This is a genomic window from Burkholderia sp. AU33803, assembly GCF_002223095.1.
In the GTDB taxonomy this organism is placed as follows: domain Bacteria; phylum Pseudomonadota; class Gammaproteobacteria; order Burkholderiales; family Burkholderiaceae; genus Burkholderia.
The window spans coordinates 93480-114060 of record NZ_NKFJ01000009.1 but is presented as its reverse complement, the minus strand read 5'-3'; the positions used below and the strand labels follow the sequence as shown (position 1 = coordinate 114060).

The 20581-nt window shown below is 70.2% G+C and carries 26 protein-coding genes; 11 read left to right on the top strand and 15 right to left on the bottom strand.

From position 1 onward, the window contains the following. Positions 1-278: 278 nt before the first annotated feature. The 5 genes from CFB41_RS35150 to CFB41_RS35130 form a co-directional block, all read right to left on the bottom strand. Complete coding sequence (locus CFB41_RS35150) at positions 279-788, bottom strand: DUF892 family protein (protein ID WP_089460124.1); 510 nt, start codon at positions 786-788, stop codon at positions 279-281. Positions 789-900: 112 nt separating this feature from the next. Further along, complete coding sequence (locus CFB41_RS35145) at positions 901-1158, bottom strand: hypothetical protein (protein ID WP_089443851.1); 258 nt, start codon at positions 1156-1158, stop codon at positions 901-903. Positions 1159-1183: 25 nt separating this feature from the next. Continuing rightward, positions 1184-1495, bottom strand: coding sequence for a hypothetical protein (locus CFB41_RS35140; protein ID WP_089459856.1), 312 nt, complete (start codon positions 1493-1495; stop codon positions 1184-1186). Continuing rightward, the gene (locus tag CFB41_RS35135; RefSeq protein ID WP_089459855.1) at positions 1492-1719 is read right to left on the bottom strand and encodes a hypothetical protein; all 228 of its coding nucleotides are present in this window, start codon (positions 1717-1719) and stop codon (positions 1492-1494) included. The genes CFB41_RS35140 and CFB41_RS35135 overlap by 4 nt, the downstream gene beginning before the upstream one ends. A 184-nt stretch (positions 1720-1903) precedes the next feature. Next, on the bottom strand, positions 1904-2209 hold the full coding sequence (locus CFB41_RS35130) for a hypothetical protein (RefSeq protein WP_089459854.1): 306 nt from the start codon (positions 2207-2209) through the stop codon (positions 1904-1906). 189 nt (positions 2210-2398) lie between these two features. On the opposite strand from CFB41_RS35130, the gene CFB41_RS35125 reads away from it, so the two are divergent. The 3 genes from CFB41_RS35125 to CFB41_RS35115 all read left to right on the top strand — a co-directional run bounded on the left by CFB41_RS35125 (position 2399) and on the right by CFB41_RS35115 (position 3738). Beyond that, a complete protein-coding gene (locus CFB41_RS35125) occupies positions 2399-2653 on the top strand; it encodes a hypothetical protein (RefSeq protein ID WP_089443847.1) in 255 nt (84 codons plus the stop codon). A 79-nt stretch (positions 2654-2732) separates the two neighbouring features. Continuing rightward, positions 2733-3164, top strand: a complete 432-nt coding sequence (locus CFB41_RS35120; protein WP_089459853.1) for a CBS domain-containing protein — start codon at positions 2733-2735, stop codon at positions 3162-3164. Positions 3165-3255: 91 nt separating this feature from the next. After that, positions 3256-3738 (top strand): PRC-barrel domain-containing protein, encoded by a 483-nt coding sequence (locus CFB41_RS35115; RefSeq protein WP_089443845.1) that lies wholly within the window; start codon positions 3256-3258, stop codon positions 3736-3738. Positions 3739-3869: 131 nt separating this feature from the next. Here CFB41_RS35115 and CFB41_RS35110 read toward each other — a convergent pair whose 3' ends face one another. Beyond that, complete coding sequence (locus CFB41_RS35110) at positions 3870-4763, bottom strand: LysR family transcriptional regulator (protein WP_089459852.1); 894 nt, start codon at positions 4761-4763, stop codon at positions 3870-3872. Positions 4764-4957: 194 nt separating this feature from the next. On the opposite strand from CFB41_RS35110, the gene CFB41_RS35105 reads away from it, so the two are divergent. Both CFB41_RS35105 and CFB41_RS35100 read left to right on the top strand, forming a co-directional pair. Beyond that, complete coding sequence (locus CFB41_RS35105) at positions 4958-5227, top strand: DUF4148 domain-containing protein (protein WP_089459851.1); 270 nt, start codon at positions 4958-4960, stop codon at positions 5225-5227. Between the two features lie 38 nt (positions 5228-5265). Next, positions 5266-6477, top strand: a complete 1212-nt coding sequence (locus tag CFB41_RS35100) for an MFS transporter (protein ID WP_089459850.1) — start codon at positions 5266-5268, stop codon at positions 6475-6477. Between the two features lie 30 nt (positions 6478-6507). On the opposite strand, the gene CFB41_RS35095 is transcribed toward CFB41_RS35100, so the two are convergent. Then, positions 6508-6984, bottom strand: coding sequence for a response regulator (locus CFB41_RS35095; protein WP_089459849.1), 477 nt, complete (start codon positions 6982-6984; stop codon positions 6508-6510). A gap of 195 nt (positions 6985-7179) precedes the next feature. Between CFB41_RS35095 and CFB41_RS35090 the strand changes: the two genes are divergently transcribed. Both CFB41_RS35090 and CFB41_RS35085 read left to right on the top strand, forming a co-directional pair. Then, on the top strand, positions 7180-7854 hold the full coding sequence (locus CFB41_RS35090; RefSeq protein WP_089459848.1) for a UdgX family uracil-DNA binding protein: 675 nt from the start codon (positions 7180-7182) through the stop codon (positions 7852-7854). After that, positions 7851-9131: an NRAMP family divalent metal transporter gene (locus CFB41_RS35085; RefSeq protein WP_089459847.1), complete on the top strand. Its 1281-nt coding sequence runs from the start codon at positions 7851-7853 to the stop codon at positions 9129-9131. The genes CFB41_RS35090 and CFB41_RS35085 overlap by 4 nt, the downstream gene beginning before the upstream one ends. Before the next feature lie 86 nt (positions 9132-9217). Here CFB41_RS35085 and CFB41_RS35080 read toward each other — a convergent pair whose 3' ends face one another. From CFB41_RS35080 to CFB41_RS35050, 7 genes are all read right to left on the bottom strand, one after another. Beyond that, a complete protein-coding gene (locus tag CFB41_RS35080) occupies positions 9218-9826 on the bottom strand; it encodes a DUF892 family protein (RefSeq protein ID WP_089459846.1) in 609 nt (202 codons plus the stop codon). Positions 9827-9883: 57 nt separating this feature from the next. Further along, entirely contained in the window at positions 9884-10489 is a 606-nt protein-coding gene (locus CFB41_RS35075; protein ID WP_089459845.1) for a DUF4142 domain-containing protein, read from the bottom strand. 34 nt (positions 10490-10523) lie between these two features. Continuing rightward, positions 10524-11381, bottom strand: a complete 858-nt coding sequence (locus tag CFB41_RS35070; protein WP_089459844.1) for an SDR family oxidoreductase — start codon at positions 11379-11381, stop codon at positions 10524-10526. Positions 11382-11486: 105 nt separating this feature from the next. Beyond that, positions 11487-12056, bottom strand: a complete 570-nt coding sequence (locus CFB41_RS35065; RefSeq protein ID WP_089459843.1) for a hypothetical protein — start codon at positions 12054-12056, stop codon at positions 11487-11489. A gap of 29 nt (positions 12057-12085) precedes the next feature. Beyond that, complete coding sequence (locus CFB41_RS35060) at positions 12086-12385, bottom strand: DUF2795 domain-containing protein (RefSeq protein ID WP_089459842.1); 300 nt, start codon at positions 12383-12385, stop codon at positions 12086-12088. 26 nt (positions 12386-12411) lie between these two features. After that, complete coding sequence (locus tag CFB41_RS35055) at positions 12412-13440, bottom strand: SDR family oxidoreductase (protein WP_089459841.1); 1029 nt, start codon at positions 13438-13440, stop codon at positions 12412-12414. Between the two features lie 30 nt (positions 13441-13470). Beyond that, the gene (locus CFB41_RS35050) at positions 13471-13881 is read right to left on the bottom strand and encodes a BON domain-containing protein (RefSeq protein ID WP_089459840.1); all 411 of its coding nucleotides are present in this window, start codon (positions 13879-13881) and stop codon (positions 13471-13473) included. Positions 13882-14134: 253 nt separating this feature from the next. Between CFB41_RS35050 and CFB41_RS35045 the strand changes: the two genes are divergently transcribed. Together CFB41_RS35045 and CFB41_RS35040 are read left to right on the top strand one after the other, a co-directional pair. Continuing rightward, positions 14135-15454, top strand: coding sequence for a glycosyltransferase family 1 protein (locus CFB41_RS35045; protein ID WP_089459839.1), 1320 nt, complete (start codon positions 14135-14137; stop codon positions 15452-15454). After that, positions 15454-16500 (top strand): UDP-glucuronic acid decarboxylase family protein, encoded by a 1047-nt coding sequence (locus tag CFB41_RS35040; RefSeq protein ID WP_089460123.1) that lies wholly within the window; start codon positions 15454-15456, stop codon positions 16498-16500. Before CFB41_RS35045 ends, CFB41_RS35040 begins: the two co-directional genes overlap by 1 nt. 31 nt (positions 16501-16531) lie before the next feature. Here the strand turns inward: CFB41_RS35040 and CFB41_RS35035 are convergent, their stop codons facing one another. Then, entirely contained in the window at positions 16532-18853 is a 2322-nt protein-coding gene (locus CFB41_RS35035) for an ATP-binding protein (protein WP_089459838.1), read from the bottom strand. A 101-nt stretch (positions 18854-18954) separates the two neighbouring features. On the opposite strand from CFB41_RS35035, the gene CFB41_RS35030 reads away from it, so the two are divergent. Further along, the gene (locus tag CFB41_RS35030) at positions 18955-19665 is read left to right on the top strand and encodes a PIG-L family deacetylase (RefSeq protein ID WP_089459837.1); all 711 of its coding nucleotides are present in this window, start codon (positions 18955-18957) and stop codon (positions 19663-19665) included. Further along, positions 19644-20567 (top strand): glycosyltransferase family 2 protein, encoded by a 924-nt coding sequence (locus tag CFB41_RS35025; protein WP_089459836.1) that lies wholly within the window; start codon positions 19644-19646, stop codon positions 20565-20567. The genes CFB41_RS35030 and CFB41_RS35025 overlap by 22 nt, the downstream gene beginning before the upstream one ends. Positions 20568-20581: the final 14 nt, after the last annotated feature.

Sequence of the window (20581 nt, the reverse complement as noted above, 5' to 3'; positions counted from 1 at the left end):
AATCGTCATCGCCTGGCGATCCTTCGTCACGGTGCCCTGCGCAAGAACGATGCCTCGGCCGCGTGGCCGCGGCGAATCCGCCTCGAAAGCCGCCCGGCGGGTCGACTTGCGGTTCACCGTCTGCCTGCCTCATGCATTGAACGTGCCAGCTCGTTGAAGCGCGTCCGTGGCGGGTTCGCCCTGCGTGTCGCCGCAAACGGGAACGGATTATTTACAAGCCGGCGGCAAGTTTTGGACATGCATTCCGTAAGCCGCGAAGCATGCAGGATCGTCAACCGTCAGCGCTTCGCATCGATGCGATCGACGGCCGACCGGTCGAGAAACGCGGTCGTCAGTGCCGGCAGGTGGCGCAGCAGCCACGCGGCCAGGCTGCGCTCCTGTTGCAGGATCCGTTCGCAGCACGCGTGGATCTCCGCTTCGCCGGCCGCCTGCGCGGCCGCGGCGAGCGCGGTGTATGCGGCGATCTCGACGTGCGCGAACGCATAACCGGCCAACGCCCCCTTCACCACTTCGTCGACGGCCAGCATGCCGCTCGCGATCCGGCCGTACGCGGCAATGCGCGCGGCCAGGTCCTTGATCGCGGACGGCGTCGTCCCGAGCCGCATCAGGCACGCTTCGACGAGCGCCTGATGGCCGATCGTGTCGTCGAGATGCCGGCGCACGCGATCCTGCAATTGCGGATAGTGATCGAGCCGTTTCAGTTGCGCGGCGAGCAGCATCTCGGCCTGCCGCTCCATCGCATACGCATCGCGCAGCCAGTCTTCCAGGTGTTCGCGCGGATTCGCCATCGCTTTCCTCCGGCCGCATCGCGGCGCGGCGTGCCGTGCGCCGCCGTCGACGGCGCGTTGCTCGGCGCGCGCGATTCCGCGCACGGACCGTGGGTGATGTCCCGGCGCCGGGTCAGTACTGCATCAGCGGCGGCGTGCCCGGCAGCGGCCGGTCGCCCTGCGCACCGTTCGAGCCGGTCGACGGCCCGTCGGCCGCTTCGCCACCCGCCGCGCCCTGCGGCATCGTCGTGGTCGACTGTGCGCCACGGCTGTCCGGTGGCGCACCACGGGCGCCGTAAGGGCCATTCGCCGGTTGCGTGCATGCGCCCAGCGCACACACGGCGGCGCACGCAACGACGCCCATGCGTATCGTCTTCTGGATCGGGTTCATCGCAATCCTCCCTGTGCCCGGCGTCTCATAGCCGGTTGAAATGGAAATCGCCGGCGTACGCGGTCGGGGCGCGACGCGCCATCATCGCGTCGAATTCCACCGCCACGCGCGTGAGCGCACGGCGCTGCGCATCGATGCCGGCCTGCTCGAGCGCGGCGAACGCGTCGGCATCGAACGCCACGGTCAGCGACGCCGGATGACCGTCGACGCGAAAACCGATATGCAACGCGCCGAGCGGCTTTTCCTCGATATGGAACGGCATCGCGCGCGCCTCGAAATGGCGGCCGAGCGTTTCGGCGATGTCGCGCAACACGCCGGGTTTCACGCGGACGCTCATGGCGATGCCTCGGTGCGCGTTCGCGATACCCCGCCCATCGGCGGCGTATGCGCGGGCGGCTCGCGCTCCGGCGGGGCATGCCCCGGCGGGTCGCCCTCGGGTTGCCGGTACGGCTCGGGCAGGTCGGGGGGCACGTCGTCGGGATCGGGCAGCTCAGGATCCGGCCCGATGTCGGGTAGCGGCGGTTCGGGCCGCTGCAACCACTGCGCTGTGTCAGGTGTCATCGGCACTCCTTCCTTGCGGGGTCGGCGGGTCGGTCGCAAGTGCGACCTTCGCCTGCCCAGGGTGCGCAAACCGCATGCCGTCTTTCTCGTCATCAGCCACTCCGCCGCGACGCGCACGCGGGTGCCGCGAACGGCCTGCCGTGCCTTCGCTACACCGTCCGCTGCAAATCTTGCAAGGGCGCGGCTACGCGTCGAAAGCGGCCATCACGAGCCACAGCTCGCGGCCGTCATCGCGCACCTGCGCGGCGAGCGCATACGAATCGGACGGCTCGCACGCGCGCTGCAGCGCGAACCGCGCCGGCTCGGTCGAGCCGAACGTCTCGCCGCCGAGCGGCCTCACGTCGGCCTTGCCTTCGAACATCCGGCACTCGGGCCGGTAGATCAGCGGTTCTTGCTTCCATTCGTTGAAATGGCTCTTCAACGAATCGAATCCGCCGCCGCATACGTTGACCTCGTAGCGCACGCCCGGTCGTCGTTTCGGAATCGTCATCGTGCCTCCCGCTCGACGTAGATGTAGACACGGCCGGCACCGGTTGCGCCATCCGCCTGCGTCATCGTCATCGCCCTCGCGGCAAGTCGCGTGCCGCGTGCGTCCGGCGCATCGCGGCGCATCCCGGCGCAGACCGGGCACGGCCGTTGCGGAGGAAACACGCCATCGGCATCGACACGGAGGCTTGCGATGAAGGATTCGACCCGGACCGGCCACGACGCGCCGGCACACGAACGCCAACCTGATCCGTCGCCGCCGCTCAAGCACCGCGACCGCGCGCGGACGGGCCATTCGGAACGTCATATCGACAAGCAGCTCGAGGACACGTTTCCGGCGAGCGACCCGCCCGCGACCGGCGGCGTCACGCGCATCGAGCCGGACACGCCGCCCGGCACGCACGACGCGGGGCCGTGGCAGGACAAGCGCGAACGCGGCGACGCATGAGCGCGCCCGGCACGCGGCTTGCTGATTTTGTGCGGCCCATTTCGATCCATTGCACTACCGAACTCGAGAGGAGAAATTCATGCATCGCGTCAACGAAATCATGTCGCAGGACGTCGTGCACATCGCACCGACCGACTCGATCCGCCATGCCGCGCAACTGATGGAGCGCTACGACATCGGCGCGCTGCCGGTGTGCGACAACAACCGGCTGATCGGGATGGTGACGGACCGGGATCTCGCGGTGCGCGCGATTTCGGCCGGCAAGCCGCCGGAGACGCGCATCCACGAAGTCGCATCGGGCCCGATCGAATGGTGTTTCGACGACGATTCGCTGGACGAGATCCAGCATTACATGGCGGACGCACAACTGCGCCGCCTGCCGGTCGTCGATCACGACAAGCGGCTGGTCGGCATGCTGTCGCTCGCGGACATCGCGACCCGCATGGCCGGCCCCGAGCGGGACGATCTCGCGAACACGCTCGAAGGCGTGTCGCAACCGAAGCAGACGTGACGGAGCGCCCCCCGCCCCGTCCCGACCCACCCGCGCGACCCGCAGGGCCCGCCCCGGGCACCGTCGCGCCCCATGCAGCCTGGAGGAAACCATGCAGACTTCCGATCAAGGTCAAACCCGCATCATCGGCAAGGGCGCCGCGACGGCGGCCGGCCCCGGCCCCGACGTGATGGCGGCCGATACGCTGGAAGGCAACAAGGTCTATACGACCGACGGCGACGACGTCGGCAAGATCAAGGACATCATGCTCGACGTGCGCTCGGGCCGTGTCGCCTACGCGGTACTGTCGAGCGGCGGCATCCTCGGCATCGGCGACAAGCTGCACGCGATCCCGTGGAGCGCGCTCACGCTCGACACCGAGCGCAAATGCTTCCTGTTGTCGGTGTCGTCCGAGCGGATCCGCAACGCACCGGGGTTCGACAAGGACCACTGGCCGGCGATGGCCGATCCGCAATGGGCCGCGCCGCTGCACGAGTTCTACGGCAGCACGCCGTACTGGAGCGCCGGCGACGAACTCGGGCTGACCGACCCGACCGAGGAACTGAACGATCCGCGCTCACGCGACCGTCTCTGATCGCGCCGTCACGCTGCGCCGGTTCAGCGGCGCAGCCGCTTCGAACGCCCCGCCCGCGCGGGGCGTTTTTCTTGCCGGCCGTCGCGACGGCGGCCCGGACATGACAGGCGGCAGGTGACAGGCGAGCCGCGCTACGCGCGATGCCGCAGCGCGTCGATCACGACGGTGAACGCGCGCGACGCCGGGCGGCGGCTCGGATAGTACGCGTGGTAGCCGGGAAAGACCGGGCACCAGTCCGGCATCACGATCCGCAGGTTGCCGTTGCGGACATGCTCGAGCACGATGTCCTCGGTGACGAACGCGATGCCGAAGCCGTCGAGCGCCGCCTGCACCATGTGCGGCTGCGTGTTGCAGGTGATCCGGCCGTTCACGCGCGCCAGCACGTCGTTCCTGCCCTTCTTCAGCTCCCACGCATAGATGCCCTTCGCGGTGGCGAGCCGCAACGTGACGCAATCGTGCTCGAGCAGGTCCTGCGGCTTTTTCGGCGGCTTGCGGCCGTCGAGATAGGCCGGCGACGCGACCATCGCCATCCGGACATCCGGGCTGATCCGCACGGCGATCATGTCCTTCGCCACCTGGTCGCCGTAGCGCACGCCGATGTCGTAGCGCTCCTCGACGATGTTCGACAGCCCGTAATCGACCGACAGCTCGATGCGGATATCCGGGTAGTCGGGCAGGACCTGCCTGAGTTTCGGCCAGATGATCGTATCGATCGGATGCTCGGTGGCGGTGATGCGCACCACGCCGGCCGGCTTGTCCCGGAAATCCGACAGCGCGGCCAGTTGCGCGGTGATCTCGTCGATGCGCGGCGCCACCGCCTGGAACAGCGCCTCGCCCGCGTCGGTCGTCGATACGCTGCGCGTCGTGCGCGTCAGCAGCCGCACGCCGACCCGCGCCTCGAGATCGCGAATGGTATGGCTCAGCGCCGACTGCGACACGCCGAGCCGCGTGGCCGCACGCGTGAAGCTGCGCTCGCGGGCCACCGCGAGAAACACGAGCAGGTCGTTCAGGTTTTCGCGCGCCATGTCGAAACACTCCGGTCGGGACGGACGCCCATCGTAGCACCGCGGGCGGCGATTCATCAGTCTGGCTCATGAGTCCAAGCGCGCCGTGCTACTTAATCGATCCGCGACGAATCACTAGACTGCGAAGCCATCGACCCGATGCATCGCGGCAGCGCCCGGATGCTCGGACTACCCGCATCCCGGAGCCCCACCCCATGACTACCCGCTTTCTCACTGCCGTTACCGCCATCGCCGCGCTGGTCGCGTCCGGCTCGCCGTTCGCGCAATCCGCACCGGGCCTGACGCGCGAGCAGGTCCGCCAGGACATGCAGCGCTACGCGGCCGCCGGCTTCAATCCCGCGCGCATGAACCCGCGCAGCTGGGTCGACGACGCCCAGGCCGCCGCGGCCCGGGTGCAGGCCGGGCGCGCCGACGACGCGCGCACGCAACTCGCCGTGCACGGCGCCACGACGCGTTGCGACTGAGCGCGCGCCCCTTCCTTTTTTCCGATCCGGTTTCCGACATGCCATCCGTCTCCACCCCCGATCGCGGCACCGCACCCGACGGTGCGGCCGCATGGGGCGCCGTCCTCGCGATGTCGCTCGGCGCGTTCGCGCTGGTCGCCTCCGAGTTCATGCCGGTCAGCCTGCTCACGCCGATTGCAGGCGACCTGCACGTCAGCGAAGGCCAGGCCGGCCAGGCCATCTCCGTGTCGGGCGCGTTCGCGCTGGTCACGAGCCTGTTCATCGCGTCGCTCGCCGGCCGGCGCGATCGCAAGCCGCTGCTGCTGGTGCTGACCCTGCTGACGATCGTGTCCGGCACGCTCGTCGCCTTCGCGCCGAACTACGCGGCGTTCATCGCCGGCCGCGCGCTGATCGGCGTGGCGATCGGCGGCTTCTGGTCGATGTCGGCCGCCACCGCGATGCGTCTCGTGCCCGCGCCGCACGTGCCGCGCGCGCTGGCGATCGTGAATGGCGGCAATGCGCTGGCAACCGTCGTCGCGGCCCCGCTCGGCAGCTTTCTGGGCGGAATCGTCGGGTGGCGCTGGGCGTTCTTCTGCGTCGTGCCGGTCGCCGCGATCGCATTCGGCTGGAAGCTCGTCAGCCTGCCGTCGATGCAGTCCGCGCCGCGCGGCGCGTCGGCCAACGCGCTCAGGCTGCTGGCCCGGCCGCCGGTCGCGCTCGGCATGGCGGCGGTCAGCGTGTTCTTCATGGGCCAGTTCACGCTGTTCACCTACCTGCGTCCGTTCCTCGAAACCGTCACGCACGCGGGCACCGTCACGCTGTCGCTGCTCCTGCTCGTGATCGGCGTCGCGGGCTTCATGGGCACGGTCCTGATCGGCGGCGTCCTGGAACGCGGGCTCTACCGGACACTCGTGGCCACGCCGGCACTGATGGCCGCGATTGCGGCGGCGCTGCTGTTGTTCGGCGGCTCCACGGCGGCCACCGCCTGCCTGCTCGGCGCGTGGGGGCTGCTCGGCACCGCGGCGCCGGTCGGCTGGTGGACGTGGCTCGCCCGCACGCTGCCGCACGATGCGGAAGCCGGCGGCGGGCTGATGGTGGCGGTCGTGCAACTCGCGATCGGGCTCGGCGCGACGATCGGCGGGATGCTGTTCGACCTGCACGGCTACCGCGCGACCTTCGCGATGAGCGCGGCACTGCTCGCGTTCGCCGCCGGGCTGGCCGTCGTCGCGGGCCGATCCGCCCGGCGCGCCGCCACGCTCACCGGTGGTTGACGCCTGCGCCACGCCGCCCCGGCGGCTTTTTTACAAGCGCCGTGTAACCGCCCCGTCCGGCGCCGCGCGGCCGCTCGCCGCGTCCAGATAGCCCAGCAGCCGGTGCGGCGTCAGCGGCTTCGCGCAGTGCGCGTCGAACCCGGCTTGCTTCGCCGCCTCGCAATCGCGTCGCGACGCGAGCCCGCTGCACGCGACGAGCAGCATGTCGCCGGTGTGCGGATCGTTGCGCAGCCGCGCCGCCAGCTGCAGCCCGTCGAGGCCCGGCATCGCGATATCGAGCACGACCGCGAACGGCTGCCACTCGCGCGCGATCGCGCAGACGGCGAACGGGTCGACGACAATACGGCATTCGAAGCCGCGCGCCTCGAGCAGCAGGCGCAGCGCATCGGCCGCGTCGCGATAGTCGTCGACGATCAGCACGCGACGCGGGCGCCGCGGCACGCTGTCGGGGGCGCGCCACAGCAGCACGTCGTCCGCGGCCGGATCGTCGCCGGGATCGGGAAGCATCGCGTTTCTCCTGTCGTTGATCCCGCCTCCACGCAAACCACGCGCCCGTCCCGGCGGATGCGGAACGGCGGTTGCTGCATCGGTACGAATCGTCGTACCGGAGCCCCTCATGCGCGTGACGCTGCGCTTTCGTTTCCGTTCCACCCCGCCGGCGTGGGCCACCTGCCGCGCCGCGGGCCGCACGGACATTGCCACATGACGCGCCAGACGCCGCCCGCCGCCGACGATGCCGACGATGCCCCGGCGACACTCGGCGCGTGCCGCCGCTGCGCGCTGTGGGAGCATGCGACCCAGCCGGTGCCCGGGGCCGGCCCCGTGGACGCGACGATCATGCTGGTCGGCGAGCAGCCGGGCGACCAGGAGGACCGCAAGGGATTGCCGTTCGTCGGCGCGGCCGGGCGCATGCTGGACCGCGCGCTCGACGAAGCCGGGATCGAGCGCGCGCACTGCTACCTGACGAACGCGGTCAAGCACTTCAAATGGGAGTCGCGCGGCAAGCGGCGGCTGCATAAAACGCCCGCGCAACGCGAGGTGGCCGCGTGCCGCTACTGGCTCGAACGCGAGCTCGATGCGGTACGGCCGCGCGTCATCGTCGCGCTCGGCGGCACCGCGCTGCGTGCGCTGCTGCAAGACAACGATGCGACGCTGGAGGCCGCGCGCACACCGGTTCGCACGGCGCAAGGCCTGCTCGTCGTCGCCACCTATCACCCGTCGTACGTGCTGCGCACGCGCGGCGCCGATTCGCGCGAGCACGCGTACCGGACGCTCGTCGACGCGTTGCGCACCGCCTCGCGCCTGGCCGGCGCACCCGACCGCGACGGCGACCCCGATCGCGACAGCGGGCACGGCGCACGGGGAGGCACCCGGTGAGCGCGCCCGGCGACGACGTGCAGCCGGCCGCGGGCGCCGCGCGGCGCAACCCGACACCGTGGTACCGGCGGCTCGGCCCCGGCCTGCTCGCGGGGGCGTCCGATGCCGATCCGAGCAACATCGCCGTCTACGCGCAGGCCGGCAGCCAGTTCCGCTTCAACATGCTGTGGATCATCGTCGTCACGCTGCCGATGATGGTGGCCGTGCAGCTCGCGTCCGCGTTCATCGGGCGCCGCAACCGCGCGGGCCTCGTCGCGGGCATTCGCGAGCACTACTCCGACCGGCTCGCCAAGGCGCTGATCGTGATGGTCGCGATCGTCAACGTCGTCAACGTCGGCGCCGATCTCGCGGCGATGGGAGACGCGACCGCGCTCGTGATCGGCGGTCACAGCTACTGGTATGCCCCGGTCTACGGGGTCGCGTCGCTCGCGCTGCAGGTCATGCTGTCGTACGAACGCTATGCGCGCTGGCTGAAATGGATGACGCTCGGGCTGGTCGCCTACGTGCTCGAACTCGGCTTCGTGCAGATCGACTGGCACGCCGTGCTGCACGCGATCGTGTTGCCCCGGATCGAATTCACGCATGCGTATGCCACCACGACGGTGGCCGTGCTCGGCACGACGCTGAGCCCGTACCTGTTCGTGTGGCAGGCCGCGCTCGAAGTCGAGGAAACGGCATCCACGGAGCACGACACGCGCAGCGAGACCGAGCGGCGCGTCACGTTCGACACGTGGTTCGGCATGGTCGTCACGAACGCGGTGTCGTTCTGCATCATGGTGATCGGCGCCGCCGTGTTCTTCGAGCACGGCCGGCACGACATCGGCAGCACCGCGCAAGCCGCCGAAGCGCTGCGACCGATCGCCGGCGAAGCCGCGTTTCTCGTGTTCGCGTTCGGCATCGTCGGCTGCGGGCTGCTCGCGATTCCCGCGTTCGCGGGCAGCGCCGCGTACGGCTGCGCGGAAGCGTGGCAGTTCCGCGAAGGGCTGAACGAGCCGGTGCGGCGGGCCCCCACGTTCTATGCGGTGCTGGCCCTGTGCGTGTTCGTCGGCATCGCGATGTGCGTGAGTCCGATCGACCCGATCAAGGCGCTGTACTGGAGCGCGGTGCTCAACGGCGTCGCGGCGGTACCGATGCTCGTGATGGTGATGCTGCTGTCGCAACGGCGTGAGGCGGCCGGGCAACCCGGCAGCGGCATCGTGTCGAAAACCTTCGGCTGGCTCGCCGTCGTGCTGATGGCGGCGTCGGTCGTGACGATGGTCGTCGACCTGCTGACCTGAGCCGCGCATCGACCGTTCACGGCGCACGCCACTTTCGTCGCGCCAGGCCGGGCTGACCGCCTCCCGCCAGGCCCGGCCCGCCGCACTTACATCATCTTGCCGCGCGACTTTTCGGCACGCGCCGCGTCCGCCGCCGATTCGACCTTCTTCACTTCTTCCGGCGGCGGCAGCACCGCCTTGAAGCCCATCGACTGGATCCACATCTCGCGCGCCCAGCCCCGCGTGTGATACAGGTGATGATCCTCGTCGGCCTCGACCTCGTCGTGCGCGTCCTTCAACGTCTTCGCGGCATCGCCCGACAGCTGGTCGGCCGCATAGCCGATCAGCTCCCAGTTCAGGTGATCCTTGGTCTCGGCGAGCACCACGCACTCGGCCGCGACGACCTGCGCGACCGCCGGGTCGGCCTGCTTCCGCGCCTGCTCGATCGTATGCACGAGCGCCTTGCCGATGGCCGCCACCGCGCTGCGGCCGGGCGTCTGCGCGTCGGGATCCATGCCGAGCGTGTCGAACACCTTGCGCAGCACCTCCTGGTGATGCAGCGTCTCGCGGTGGTACTTCTCCCATTCCTTGTGCAGATCCTCGTCGGTCGCGCATTGCAGCGCGGCTTCGTAGATCTTCGCGCCGCCAAGCTCGGTTTCGTATGCCTGGCAGAGCAATTCGCGGATGCCTTCATGCTTCGGTTGCCGATGGGCCATGACTGACTCTCCAAAAAGACGGGCCGCACGCGCGGCCCGGGGTTGAACGGGCGCGCGTCAGTGCGCGCCCACCTTGCGTTCGAGCGCCTGCGCCATGCTCAGGTGATGCCGCAGCGTAGGCAGCGTGGTGCTCGCGAACTCCCTCAATTGCGGATCCCGCCCGTTGCGCGCTTCGCCTTCGAACAGCGCGACGGCCTTGCGGTGCGCATCCGGGCCGACCGCCGCGACGTACGCAGCGTCGAAATCGCGACCGTGCTTGCCGCGCAGCGCCTCGACGTCGGGGTCCTGGATCTGCTCGACCTGCGGCTTCATACCCTGCCGCGCGGCAATCTCGTTCAGGCGCGCATTCGCCTTGCCGTGATCGGCCACCATGCGCTGCGCGAACGCGCGCACGTCCGGCGACTGCGCCTGCCGCAGCGCGAGCTGGCTCGCCTGCACCTCCGCCTTGCCGGCGATGGCCGCCTTGTCGACGAATTCCGCGTCGCCGCCTTGCGGCGCTTTCGCGATCATCGCGTCGCCCGCGCCCGACGACGGGTTGATCACGCCGCCCGGCACCTGTGAATTCGATGCGGGCGGCTCGCTCGGCATCTGCGCGCGGGCGAGGCCGCCGGCGGCGAGCAGGGCCGCGGCGAACGCCGCGCTCGTCCAGTGGGATCGTTTCATGGGCTTCCTCCTTGCATTTGGCGAGAGACGGCGGTCAGCCGCCGACGATCGAGCCGCCGTTCGGGTGCAGCGTCTGCCCGGTCATGTAGCTCGCGCCTTCCGACGCGAGCAGCACGTAGCAGCCGATCAGTTCGTCCGGCTGCCCCGGCCGCTTGAGCGGCACGTTCGCGCCGAACTTCGCGACCTGCTCGGCCGTGAACGTCGATGGAATCAGCGGCGTCCAGATCGGCCCCGGCGCGACCGCGTTGACGCGGATGTCGCGTTCGGCCAGCTCCGCCGACAGCGACCGCGTGAACGCGACGATCGCGCCCTTGGTCGCCGAGTAGTCGGGCAGCGTCGGATTGCCGTGATACGCGGTCACCGACGCGGTGTTGACGATGCGTCCGCCGTGCTTCATGTGCGGCAGCGCCGCCTGCGTGCAGAAGAACATCCCGTACACGTTCGTGCGGAACGTGCGTTCGAGCTGTTCCTCGGTCACGTCCTCGATACCCGGGCGCGGATGCTGTTCGCCCGCGTTGTTCACGAGCACGTCGAGCCGCCCGAGCCGCTCGACCGTGCGCGCCACTGCATCGTGCGCCTGCCGGCGATCGCCGACGTCGCACATGATTGCCTCGCAACGCCGGCCGGCCTGCTCGATCAACTGCTTCGTCTGCGCGGCGTCGTCGGATTCCTTCAGGTAGACGATCGCGACGTCGGCCCCTTCCTTCGCGAAGCCGATTGCAACCGCGCGGCCGATCCCGCTGTCGCCGCCCGTCACGAGCGCGACCTTGCCGGCAAGCTTGCCGCTGCCGACGTAGTCGGCCGCCGAGTCGCGCGGCTGCGGATGCATGTCGCGCTCGGTGCCCGGCTGGTGGTCCTGCTTCTGAGGCGGCGGAGTCTGTGCGGTAGTCATGGGTGCGTTCCTCCCTGAACGGTGTCGTCAATCGCTCGCAAGCGGCGTGCCGCACCGGGCAACGCCATCGTTGCGCGCGCAACGCTACGAGCGGGCGTAAAAAATTCAGCGTGAATGGTCGCTCGATGCAGGCTCGCCGGGCCGGCGTACCGGATCGAAGTCGCGCCATTCGCCGTCCTGCCAGTCGCCCTCGACACGCTCGATCGACGACGCCCCGGTCGCGCGCAACACGTCTTCCGCGGTATTGGCGGTGTCGGGCGCCACGCGCACCGCGAGGATCACGCCGGCTTCGCTCCGCGCGAGCGTGCCCTTGCCCTCGGCCTGCTCGCCGCGCATGCGGCCCAGCGCGCCGCCGAAGGCGCCGAGATACGCGCCGGCCAGCGCGGCGGCGGCCGGCACGAACCAGTAGCGCACGCCGATCGCATAGACGAGGAGCCCCACGACGATGCCGATCAGCACCCCGCGGATCGCGCCGATCATCGCGCCGCGCCCGCCGGGCTTCGCCGCCGTGTCGGCATAGACGTCACCGCCGATCGGAAAGCGCGCATGCTGTCCGGCGGGATTCAGGAAGAAGATCGATACGTCATCCGAACCGAACGCGCGCTCGTAAAGGTGGCGCGCCCCACCTTCCGCTTCGTCGAACGTCGTGAAGCGGCCTGCGACGATCATCGCCATGGTCGTGTTCCTCGTGACGGGGGTGGCGCTCACATCAGCCGCCCGAGTTCCTTCGACACCGACGCCGGCGTGCCGTATTCGCGATCGGGAATGCGGCGGAGCATGTCGATCACGCCGGGGTCCGCGTGCGAGCGTTCCGCACACTCGACGACGGCCGCCTTGCTGGCCGGATAGTCCATGCCCTTCAACGCCTTCTGCACGTCGATCGGGCTCGGCGCCTTGCCGTGGCCGCCCTGATGGCCGCCCTTGTCATGGTCCTGCTGCGTGCGCTCGCCTTCGTGCGCGCGCGAGTGGCTGTATTCGTGGCCCGTATGCTGTCGGGATGTCATGAATCTCTCCTTGGGGATGAACGAAATCACGTCGACGCGCGGCGCGCACGCGCCAGCGCGGCGACCACCAGCGCCGCCGCACCGAGGGCGAGCGCCCCCGCCACCTTCGGCCGCTGAACCACCGTGTTGTAGGCGCACCCGCGCAGCACGGGCCCGTCCATGCCTGCGCGCTCGTGCAGCGCATGGCGCGGCTCGTACAGCGCGTTGTCGTCGCGCGGGCGGGCCGGGCGATCCGTGCGCTGGCTGCGCCAGAAGAGCCGCGCCGCGACGCGATCGAACAGGCGCGGCGCGTGATACGCGCTCGCCGACGTGAACTTCGCCGCGCCGCCCACGAACAGCGTGCGGCGCGGATGCGCGGCCGCGAACAGGATCGCGTCGGCCACCAGTTCCGGGTCGTAGATCGGCGGCGGCAGCTTCGCCTCGACGTTCATGTAGTTTTTCGCGTGCATCACGAACATCGTGTCGATCGCGGCCGGCTTGATCAACGTCACGGACACCGGCAGGTGGTCCCCCTCCATCTCGAGCCGCAGCGAATCAGTAAAGCCCTTCACCGCATGCTTGGAGGCCACATACGCGCTCTGCAACGGCACCGGCGCGTCGGACGCCTCGCTGCCCATGTTGATGATCGCGCCGCCGTGAAAGTCGTTCTTGCGCCGGAAGTGATCGGCCGCCACGAGCGAGCCGTGCACGACGCCCCAGTAGTTGGTGTCGAACAGCTTGCGCTGGTCGTCGAGCGGCACGGCGGAAGCCGGGCCGAAGATCGATACGCCGGCATTGTTGATCCACGTATCGAAGCCGCCGTAGGTCTCGACCGCCTTGGCGACCGCGCGCTGCAGATCCTCGAGATTGCCTACGTCGCCCGCGACCGCCACCGCGAGATCGCCATGCTGGCGCAGCTCCTCGCACAGCGTATTGAGCGCGGCTTCGTTTCGCGCGAACAGCACCAGCTTCGCGCCGCGGCGCGCGGCCTTGCGCGCGGTGACGAGACCGATGCCGCTCGTCGCGCCGGTGATCACGATCGTCTGCTCGCCGACCGGTTTGAGCATGCAGTTCATGTCTGGACTCCTTGTGCGGCGCGGCCGCGGTCACTTGGCCCGGATCGTCAACTGATCGCGCACGTCTTGCACGCCGTCGACCTGCTTCACGACGCCGACGGCCTGCGTACGCTGCTGCTCGTCGGGCACGCTGCCGGTGAGCGTCACGATGCCGCGCCGCGTCTTCACATGGATGTCGCCGGACGACAGCCCGCTCGTCCCGACCAGTTCGGCCTTCGCCTTGGTCGTGATCGTGGCGTCGCGAATTTTCGTGCCGGTCGTCGTATGCGACGACGACGACGACGTCGACGTGGACGCGGCACTGTCGTCGCCGGCGGCGAACGCATTCGGCGCGATCACCGCGCACGTCGTGGTGGCGGCGATCGCGATCGCCATGCCGGCGCGCATCGCGTTGCGACGACGGATCCTCAAGGAACGGACTTGCAGCGGGAATGCCTTCATCGTGACCTCCTTTCGTCGAGCCGGGATAGCCGGCGGGTGAGCGGGACAGCGCAAGTCGCGTGCCTCGGTGCCGGTGCGGTGCCGGTGCGGCGCCGCCGCGGGTTCGCCCGATCAGACGCCCTTTCATCCAACCCGTTGTAATTTTTTCGGTATCCCGACGGGGGGCTTGGCGGGCAATGCACCGGGTACGCCGCTTGCCGAACCCCCGGCAACGGCGGCCCATCCCCGCGGCCCCGATACCGGGAGCAACACCATGCAAAGAATCGCATTGATCAGTGAGCACGCATCGCCGCTGGGGGTGATCGGCGGCGTCGATGCCGGCGGGCAGAACATCTACGTCGCGAACGTCGCGAAGCAACTGGCCGAGCGCGGCCTCGACGTCGACGTCTATACGCGTTGCGACAATCCGCACCTGCCGGAAGTCGTGCCGATCGGCCCGCACATGCGTGTGATCCACGTACCGGCCGGGCCACCGACCGACGTGCCCAAGGAGCGGCTGCTGCCGTACATGGTCGCGTTTGCGGACAGCATGGTCGCGCGCATGCGACGGGAGCCCGACCCGGTCGACGTGATGCATGCGAACTTCTTCATGTCGGGCGACGCGGCATTGCGCGTGAAGCGGCAGCTCGGCATCCCGCTCGTCACGACCTTCCATGCGCTCGGCCGCGTGCGCCGGCTGCATCAGGGCAACGCCGACGGCTTCCCCGATGCGCGCTTCGCGATCGAGGACACGCTCGCGCGCCGTTCGGACCGCGTGATCGCCGAATGCCCGCAGGACGCGCTCGACCTGACGACGCACTATCGCGCCGACGCCGCGCGCATCGAGATCGTGCCGTGCGGCTTCGACGTGCGGGAACTCAGGCCGACGCCGCGCATCGACGCGCGCGCGCAGCTCGGCTGGCCGCAGGATGCGTTCGTCGTGCTGCAGCTCGGCCGCCTCGTGCCGCGCAAAGGCATCGACACGGTGATCGACGCGCTGGCCCGCATGCCGCGCGACCCGCGCCGGCCGACCCACCTTTATATCGTCGGCGGCAGCCAGGCCACGCCCGACCCGGCCCGCGACCCGGAACTCGCCCGCCTCGCGGGGCTCGCGCACGACCTGGGGATCGCCAACCGCGTGACCTTCGTCGGCCGGCGCGACCGCGACACGCTGCACCTGTACTACAGCGCGGCCGACGTGTTCGTCACGACCCCGTGGTACGAGCCGTTCGGCATCACGCCGGTCGAGGCCATGGCCTGCGCGACGCCGGTGATCGGCAGCCGCGTCGGCGGCATCCGCACGACGGTGGAAGACGGCAAGACCGGCTATCTCGTGCCGCCGCGCGATCCCGCTGCGCTGGCCGCACGCCTCGTCGAGCTGCGCGCGCAACCCGATCTGTGCGCGGCGCTGGGACGCGCCGGCTACCTGCGTGCGCACCGGTTCTATACCTGGCAAGGCGTGGCCGACCGGCTCGTCGACATCTATCGCGACGTCGCCCGAGCGCGCAGCGCCGGCGCGTCGGCCGGCACCGGTCACCGCACGCCCGTGTCGATCACATCGGGCGCGCTCGCCCATCGCAAGGAGAACGCATGATGAAGGGCCATGATCGCAAACGCGTGCTCGTCGCCGGCGGCGCCGGCTTCCTCGGCTCGCACCTGTGCGAACGCCTCGTGACGGACGGCCACGACGTGCTGTGCGTCGACAATTTCTACACCGGCGCGAAGGACAACATCGCGCATCTGCTCGACGCGCCGACCTTCGAGCTGATGCGGCACGACGTGACGTTTCCGCTCTATGTCGAGGTCGACGAGATCTACAACCTCGCGTGCCCCGCGTCGCCCGTCCACTACCAGCGCGACCCCGTCCAGACGACCAAGACGAGCGTGCACGGCGCGATCAACCTGCTCGGCCTCGCGAAGCGCGTGAAGGCGCGCATCCTGCAGGCGTCCACGAGCGAGGTGTATGGCGACCCGGACGTCCACCCGCAGCACGAGCAATACTGCGGGCGCGTGAACCCGGTCGGCCTGCGCGCCTGCTACGACGAAGGCAAGCGCTGCGCGGAAACGCTGTTCATGGACTATCACCGCCAGTACGGCGTCGACGTGCGGATCGCGCGCATCTTCAACACGTATGGCCCGCGCATGCATCCGGCCGACGGCCGCGTCGTGTCGAACTTCATCACGCAGGCGCTCGCCGACGCACCGCTGACCGTCTACGGCGACGGCAAGCAGACGCGCTCGTTCTGTTACGTGGACGACATGGTCGATGCGCTGATCCGGCTGATGAATGAGCCGGGCGACGCGAGCGAGCCGGTCAATCTCGGCAGCGATGCCGAAATCGCGATGCTCGACATCGCGCGCGAAGTCGTGCGGATCGTCGGCGCGACGGTCGCGATCGAGTTCCGGCCGCTGCCGTCCGACGATCCGCGCCAGCGGCGGCCGAACCTCGAAGCCGCGCAGCGGCGCCTCGACTGGCGCGCGACCACGCCGCTCGCCACCGGGCTCGCGCGTACCGTGCGGTACTTCATTCACCGGCAGGCCGCGCATCACCCGCCCGGCGATCTCGTACGCAGCACGCAGATCGCGTCGCACCTGCTTGCGCAGGCCGATATGCCGCGCCGCCCGGCACCGGCGCAGTGACGACGCCGGCGCGCCCGGCGCGCGCCGGCCGTCAGTCGTCGCGCTTCGTCACGAGCATGATCTTCTGCGCCAGTTCGCGCACGTCGACCGGCTTGCACAGATAGCCGTCGAAGCCGGCCTCGAGGGCGCGGCGCTCATCCGCCAGCCCCGCGTGCGCGGTGACGGCGAGCACGCGCAGGTTTCGCGTGTCGCCGTTGCCGTCGCCGTCGACATTGCCGGCCCCGCGCCTCAGCGCGTCGAGCAGCCAGAAGCCGTCTCCGTCCGGCATCGCGAGATCGGACAGCACGACGGTGGGCTGCAGCCCGGCGGCCATCGCAAGCGCTTCGCGGCCCGACGACGCGACCGTGACGGCCGCGCCGAACGTCGTCAGCGCGGCCGTCAGGCTCGCGCGCGTCGTCGCATCGTCGTCGACGATCAGGATCCGCTGCGTGGCGAGCCCGAGCGGCGCCTGACGGTCGGCCGCCTGCGCGAGCCCCCACGCCATCGCGCCGGCCGGCTGCCAGCCGGCCGGCAGCCTCACCGTGAACGTCGCGCCGAGATTGCGGCCCGCGCTTTCGGCCGTCACGGTGCCGCCGTGCAGCTCCGCGATATGCCGCACGATCGACAGCCCCAGGCCGAGCCCGCGCCGCGACGACGCGGGCGAATCGTCCGCGCGACGGAACATGTCGAAGACGTACGGCACGAACTCGGGCGCGACCCCCTGCCCCGTATCGGCCACGGTCAACACCGCCTGCGTGCCGTTGCGCACCAGCCCGACATGCACGCTGCCGCCGCCCGGCGTGAACTTGAGCGCGTTCGACACGAGGTTCGACAGCATCTGCCGCAGCCGTTCGGCGTCGCCGGACACGATGAACGTGCTGGACCCGCAAGCGAATTCGAGCATGACGCCGGCCGACGACGCGGCGGTCTGGAACGTGCCGACCGAGTCGGAGAACAGCCGCGCGAGGTCGACCGGCGCCGCATCGAGCCGCAGCTTGCCGGTCGCGAGCGACGACGCGTCGAGAATGTCGCCGACCATCCGCGTGAGCGAGCGCGCGCTGCGGTCGATCGCATCGATCGCCTGACGCTGCAGCGCGTGGTCGACCGAATTGCGCAATACCTCCACCCAACCGTAGATCACGTTCAGCGGCGTGCGCAGTTCGTGCGACACCGTGGCCAGCAACTCGTCCTTCAAGCGGTTCGACGTATCGGCCTGGTCGCGCGCATCGCGCGCCCCCTGCAACGACCGCGTCGCACGCAAATCATTCCGGCGCCGCGCCCCGGTCTCGTGCAGCGTCAACGACAGCGCGAGGGTCGCGCGCGCATCGCCGTGCAACGGGCGCGCCGACACGGTCGCGCGAAACCGCCGGCCGTCGCGCCGGACGCACAGCAGTTCAATGGGCCCGAGCGCGTCGCTCAGGCCGTCGAACGATTCGGCGAGCGGGCTGCGCCGCAGCCAGCGCATCGCGACCAGGGTATCGAGCAAACGGCCGCGTGCGTCGTCTTCGTCGTAGCCGAAAATCCGCTGCGCGGCCGGGTTCCAGCTGACGATGCGGCCGTCGCCGTCGACGCCGACGATCGCGTCGGGCGATGCGTCGACGACCGCTTGCTGAAGACGCGACGCATCGACTCGCGCGCGGTCCGCGCTGGCGTCGCGCACGATCATCACCGCGCCGTCGATGTTGCCGTGCAGGTCGCCGAGCGGCGACGCCACCTCGACGACCGGTACCGGATCGCCGCCCCCCACCGCCTGCAGCCAGTGCCGGTCGGAGGTCGCATGGGCGCCGCCGAGCGCGCGTTCGAGCGGGGTCGTCGGCACGCGGCGGCCCGCGTGGTCGACGATCCGCAGCACGTCTCGCGCGGGCCGCCCCGTCGCGTCTTCCGGCCGGCAGCCGACGAGCGCGGCCGCGGCCGCGTTGAGGTAGGTCAGCCGCCCGTTCGCATCGGCCGCGATCACACCGTGCGGCAGCGCCTGCAACACGGCTTCGAGCTGCTGCCGCGCGGCCGCCTCGCGCCGGTACGCACGATCGTTCGTGAGCCGCGTGTGGCGCAGCATCGCCGCGAGCGCGCACACCAGCACGCCGACCAGCATGAACGTGCCGAGCTGGACGAGCCGAGCGGGCAGCGGCTGCGTATAGGCCGCGGGATCCGACAGGAACAACGTCCACACGAGCATGCCGCTGGCCACGGTCGACACGACGCCGAACAGGAACGACGTCGCCCATGCGGCGGCCGCGAGCAGCGGGTAGTACAGCACGAACGGCAGGTTCACGCCGCCGAAGCGGATCGCGAGCGCCTGCAGCACGGTCGCGATCGCGACCAGCATCACGGCCATCACGTAATTGCCGGCGCGCGGATGGGTCGTTTCAATCATCGGACGCCTTCCTGTCGCGCGCGTCCGTGCGCCCTCGGGCCAACGACGGCCGGGCACGCTGCCTGCTCGCCCGGCTGGCCATCCACCAGGGAGATCATCTCGTGACGCATGCCCCGACACGCTGGCTCGTTGTCTCGCCGCATCTGGACGACGCCGTCTTCAGTTGCGGGCGACTGCTTGCGGCAGCGCCCGGTTCGATCGTCGTCACCGTGTTCGCCGGCATTCCGCCGCGCGATGCGCCGGCGCCGCCGTGGGATCGCCGCGCAGGCTTCCAGCGCGCCGACGAAGCCGTACGCGCGCGCCGCGACGAAGACCGGCGCGCGCTCGCACGGCTCGACGCGCGGCCGGTCTGGCTCGACTTTCTCGACGATCAATACGGCACGCCCGCCGCATCGGCCGCGATTGCCGCGCGCGTGGCACGGGAGATCGACGCCCACGCCGGGTTCGGCGTCCTCGCGCCGGCCGGCCTGTTCCACCGCGATCATCTGCAAGTGCAGCAGGCCGCGTTGTCGCTGCTGGATCGCGCCCGCGCATCGCACGATGCGGCGCGCGTGTGGCGCTTCTACGAGGACGTACCGTACCGCCGGATCGCGGGGCTGATGGCCCGGCGCGTGAGCGGCTGGCGCGAGCGCGGCTGGATCGCCCATCCGGCAAGCGCCCCGGCCGGCGACCGCACGGACGCCATCGCCGCGAAAGCCGACGCGGTCGCCGCGTATGCGAGCCAGATTGCGTTGTTCGATCCTCATATGCGCGCCGATCTCAAGGAACCCGAAACATACTGGCGGCTCGAATGCGACGTCACGTTCGCGTAACCCCCGCGCGCCACGTTGCGCCGCCGCCCGAAGCGCGCGTGACCGCCGTCGTGCTGACGTTCAGACGACCGGCCGAACTCGCGCACACGCTGGCCCGGCTCACGTCGCTGCCCGACCGGCCCGCCATCGTCGTCGTCGACAATGCGGCGCAACCCGAGACCGCCGCGCTGATCCGCCACCGCTTTCCGCACGTCGTCCTCGTGCAGGCACCCGACAATCTCGGCGCGGCCGGCCGCAATCTCGGCGTGGCCGTCGCCCGCACGCGCCACGTCGCGTTCTGCGACGACGACACCTGGTGGGCGCCCGGTTCGATGGAGCAAGCGGCGGACCTGCTCGACGCGTATCCGCACGTCGCGGCCGTCACCGCGCGCGTGCTCGTCGGCGCTGACCAGCGCGAAGACCCGACCTGCCGCCTGATGGCCGACAGCCCACTCGATGCGCCCGTCACGCTGCCCGGCCGCCCGATCCTCGGCTTGCTGGCCGGCGCGACGGCGTTCCGGCGCGACGCGTTCATGCAGGCAGGCGGCTACCATCCGCGCTACTTTCTCGGCGGCGAGGAAGCGCTGCTCGCGCTCGACCTGTACCGCGCCGGTGGGTGGCTCGTCTATGCGTCGCGCCTCACGGTCCATCATCACCCGTCGACGCAGCGCGACTCGCTCACGCGCAGCCGCGTCACGACCCGCAACGCGGTATGGACCGCGTGGCTCAGGTGGCCGGCCCCGGCCGCGCTGCGGCACACCGTGCGGCTGCTGCCGCGCCTGTGGCGCGAGCGCATGCTCGCGCGCACGTTCGCGGGGCTGGCGTGGACCCTGCGCGAGCGCCGTACGATCCCGCCGCACGTGGAACGCCTGCGCCGCCAGCTCGAGCGCGATGCGCGTCGGGATGCGTGCAACGGAGCATGAGCGCGGCGGCACCA

Bases quoted from the DNA above. Each gene is read 5' to 3' on its own strand.
- CFB41_RS35115 (WP_089443845.1), top strand. From the start codon at position 3,256: ATGCAGACTTCCGATCAAGGTCAAACCCGCATCATCGGCAAGGGCGCC.
- CFB41_RS35040 (WP_089460123.1), top strand. From the start codon at position 15,454: ATGAAGGGCCATGATCGCAAACGCGTGCTCGTCGCCGGCGGCGCCGGC.
- CFB41_RS35050 (WP_089459840.1), bottom strand. From the start codon at position 13,881: ATGAAGGCATTCCCGCTGCAAGTCCGTTCCTTGAGGATCCGTCGTCGC.
- CFB41_RS35150 (WP_089460124.1), bottom strand. From the start codon at position 788: ATGGCGAATCCGCGCGAACACCTGGAAGACTGGCTGCGCGATGCGTAT.
- CFB41_RS35060 (WP_089459842.1), bottom strand. From the start codon at position 12,385: ATGACATCCCGACAGCATACGGGCCACGAATACAGCCACTCGCGCGCG.
- CFB41_RS35065 (WP_089459843.1), bottom strand. From the start codon at position 12,056: ATGGCGATGATCGTCGCAGGCCGCTTCACGACGTTCGACGAAGCGGAA.
- CFB41_RS35075 (WP_089459845.1), bottom strand. From the start codon at position 10,489: ATGAAACGATCCCACTGGACGAGCGCGGCGTTCGCCGCGGCCCTGCTC.
- CFB41_RS35100 (WP_089459850.1), top strand. From the start codon at position 5,266: ATGCCATCCGTCTCCACCCCCGATCGCGGCACCGCACCCGACGGTGCG.
- CFB41_RS35110 (WP_089459852.1), bottom strand. From the start codon at position 4,763: ATGGCGCGCGAAAACCTGAACGACCTGCTCGTGTTTCTCGCGGTGGCC.
- CFB41_RS35055 (WP_089459841.1), bottom strand. From the start codon at position 13,440: ATGAACTGCATGCTCAAACCGGTCGGCGAGCAGACGATCGTGATCACC.
- CFB41_RS35035 (WP_089459838.1), bottom strand. From the start codon at position 18,853: ATGATTGAAACGACCCATCCGCGCGCCGGCAATTACGTGATGGCCGTG.
- CFB41_RS35025 (WP_089459836.1), top strand. From the start codon at position 19,644: ATGCGACGTCACGTTCGCGTAACCCCCGCGCGCCACGTTGCGCCGCCG.
- CFB41_RS35140 (WP_089459856.1), bottom strand. From the start codon at position 1,495: ATGAGCGTCCGCGTGAAACCCGGCGTGTTGCGCGACATCGCCGAAACG.
- CFB41_RS35070 (WP_089459844.1), bottom strand. From the start codon at position 11,381: ATGACTACCGCACAGACTCCGCCGCCTCAGAAGCAGGACCACCAGCCG.
- CFB41_RS35045 (WP_089459839.1), top strand. From the start codon at position 14,135: ATGCAAAGAATCGCATTGATCAGTGAGCACGCATCGCCGCTGGGGGTG.
- CFB41_RS35145 (WP_089443851.1), bottom strand. From the start codon at position 1,158: ATGAACCCGATCCAGAAGACGATACGCATGGGCGTCGTTGCGTGCGCC.
- CFB41_RS35120 (WP_089459853.1), top strand. From the start codon at position 2,733: ATGCATCGCGTCAACGAAATCATGTCGCAGGACGTCGTGCACATCGCA.
- CFB41_RS35095 (WP_089459849.1), bottom strand. From the start codon at position 6,984: ATGCTTCCCGATCCCGGCGACGATCCGGCCGCGGACGACGTGCTGCTG.
- CFB41_RS35125 (WP_089443847.1), top strand. From the start codon at position 2,399: ATGAAGGATTCGACCCGGACCGGCCACGACGCGCCGGCACACGAACGC.
- CFB41_RS35080 (WP_089459846.1), bottom strand. From the start codon at position 9,826: ATGGCCCATCGGCAACCGAAGCATGAAGGCATCCGCGAATTGCTCTGC.
- CFB41_RS35130 (WP_089459854.1), bottom strand. From the start codon at position 2,209: ATGACGATTCCGAAACGACGACCGGGCGTGCGCTACGAGGTCAACGTA.
- CFB41_RS35090 (WP_089459848.1), top strand. From the start codon at position 7,180: ATGACGCGCCAGACGCCGCCCGCCGCCGACGATGCCGACGATGCCCCG.
- CFB41_RS35105 (WP_089459851.1), top strand. From the start codon at position 4,958: ATGACTACCCGCTTTCTCACTGCCGTTACCGCCATCGCCGCGCTGGTC.
- CFB41_RS35135 (WP_089459855.1), bottom strand. From the start codon at position 1,719: ATGACACCTGACACAGCGCAGTGGTTGCAGCGGCCCGAACCGCCGCTA.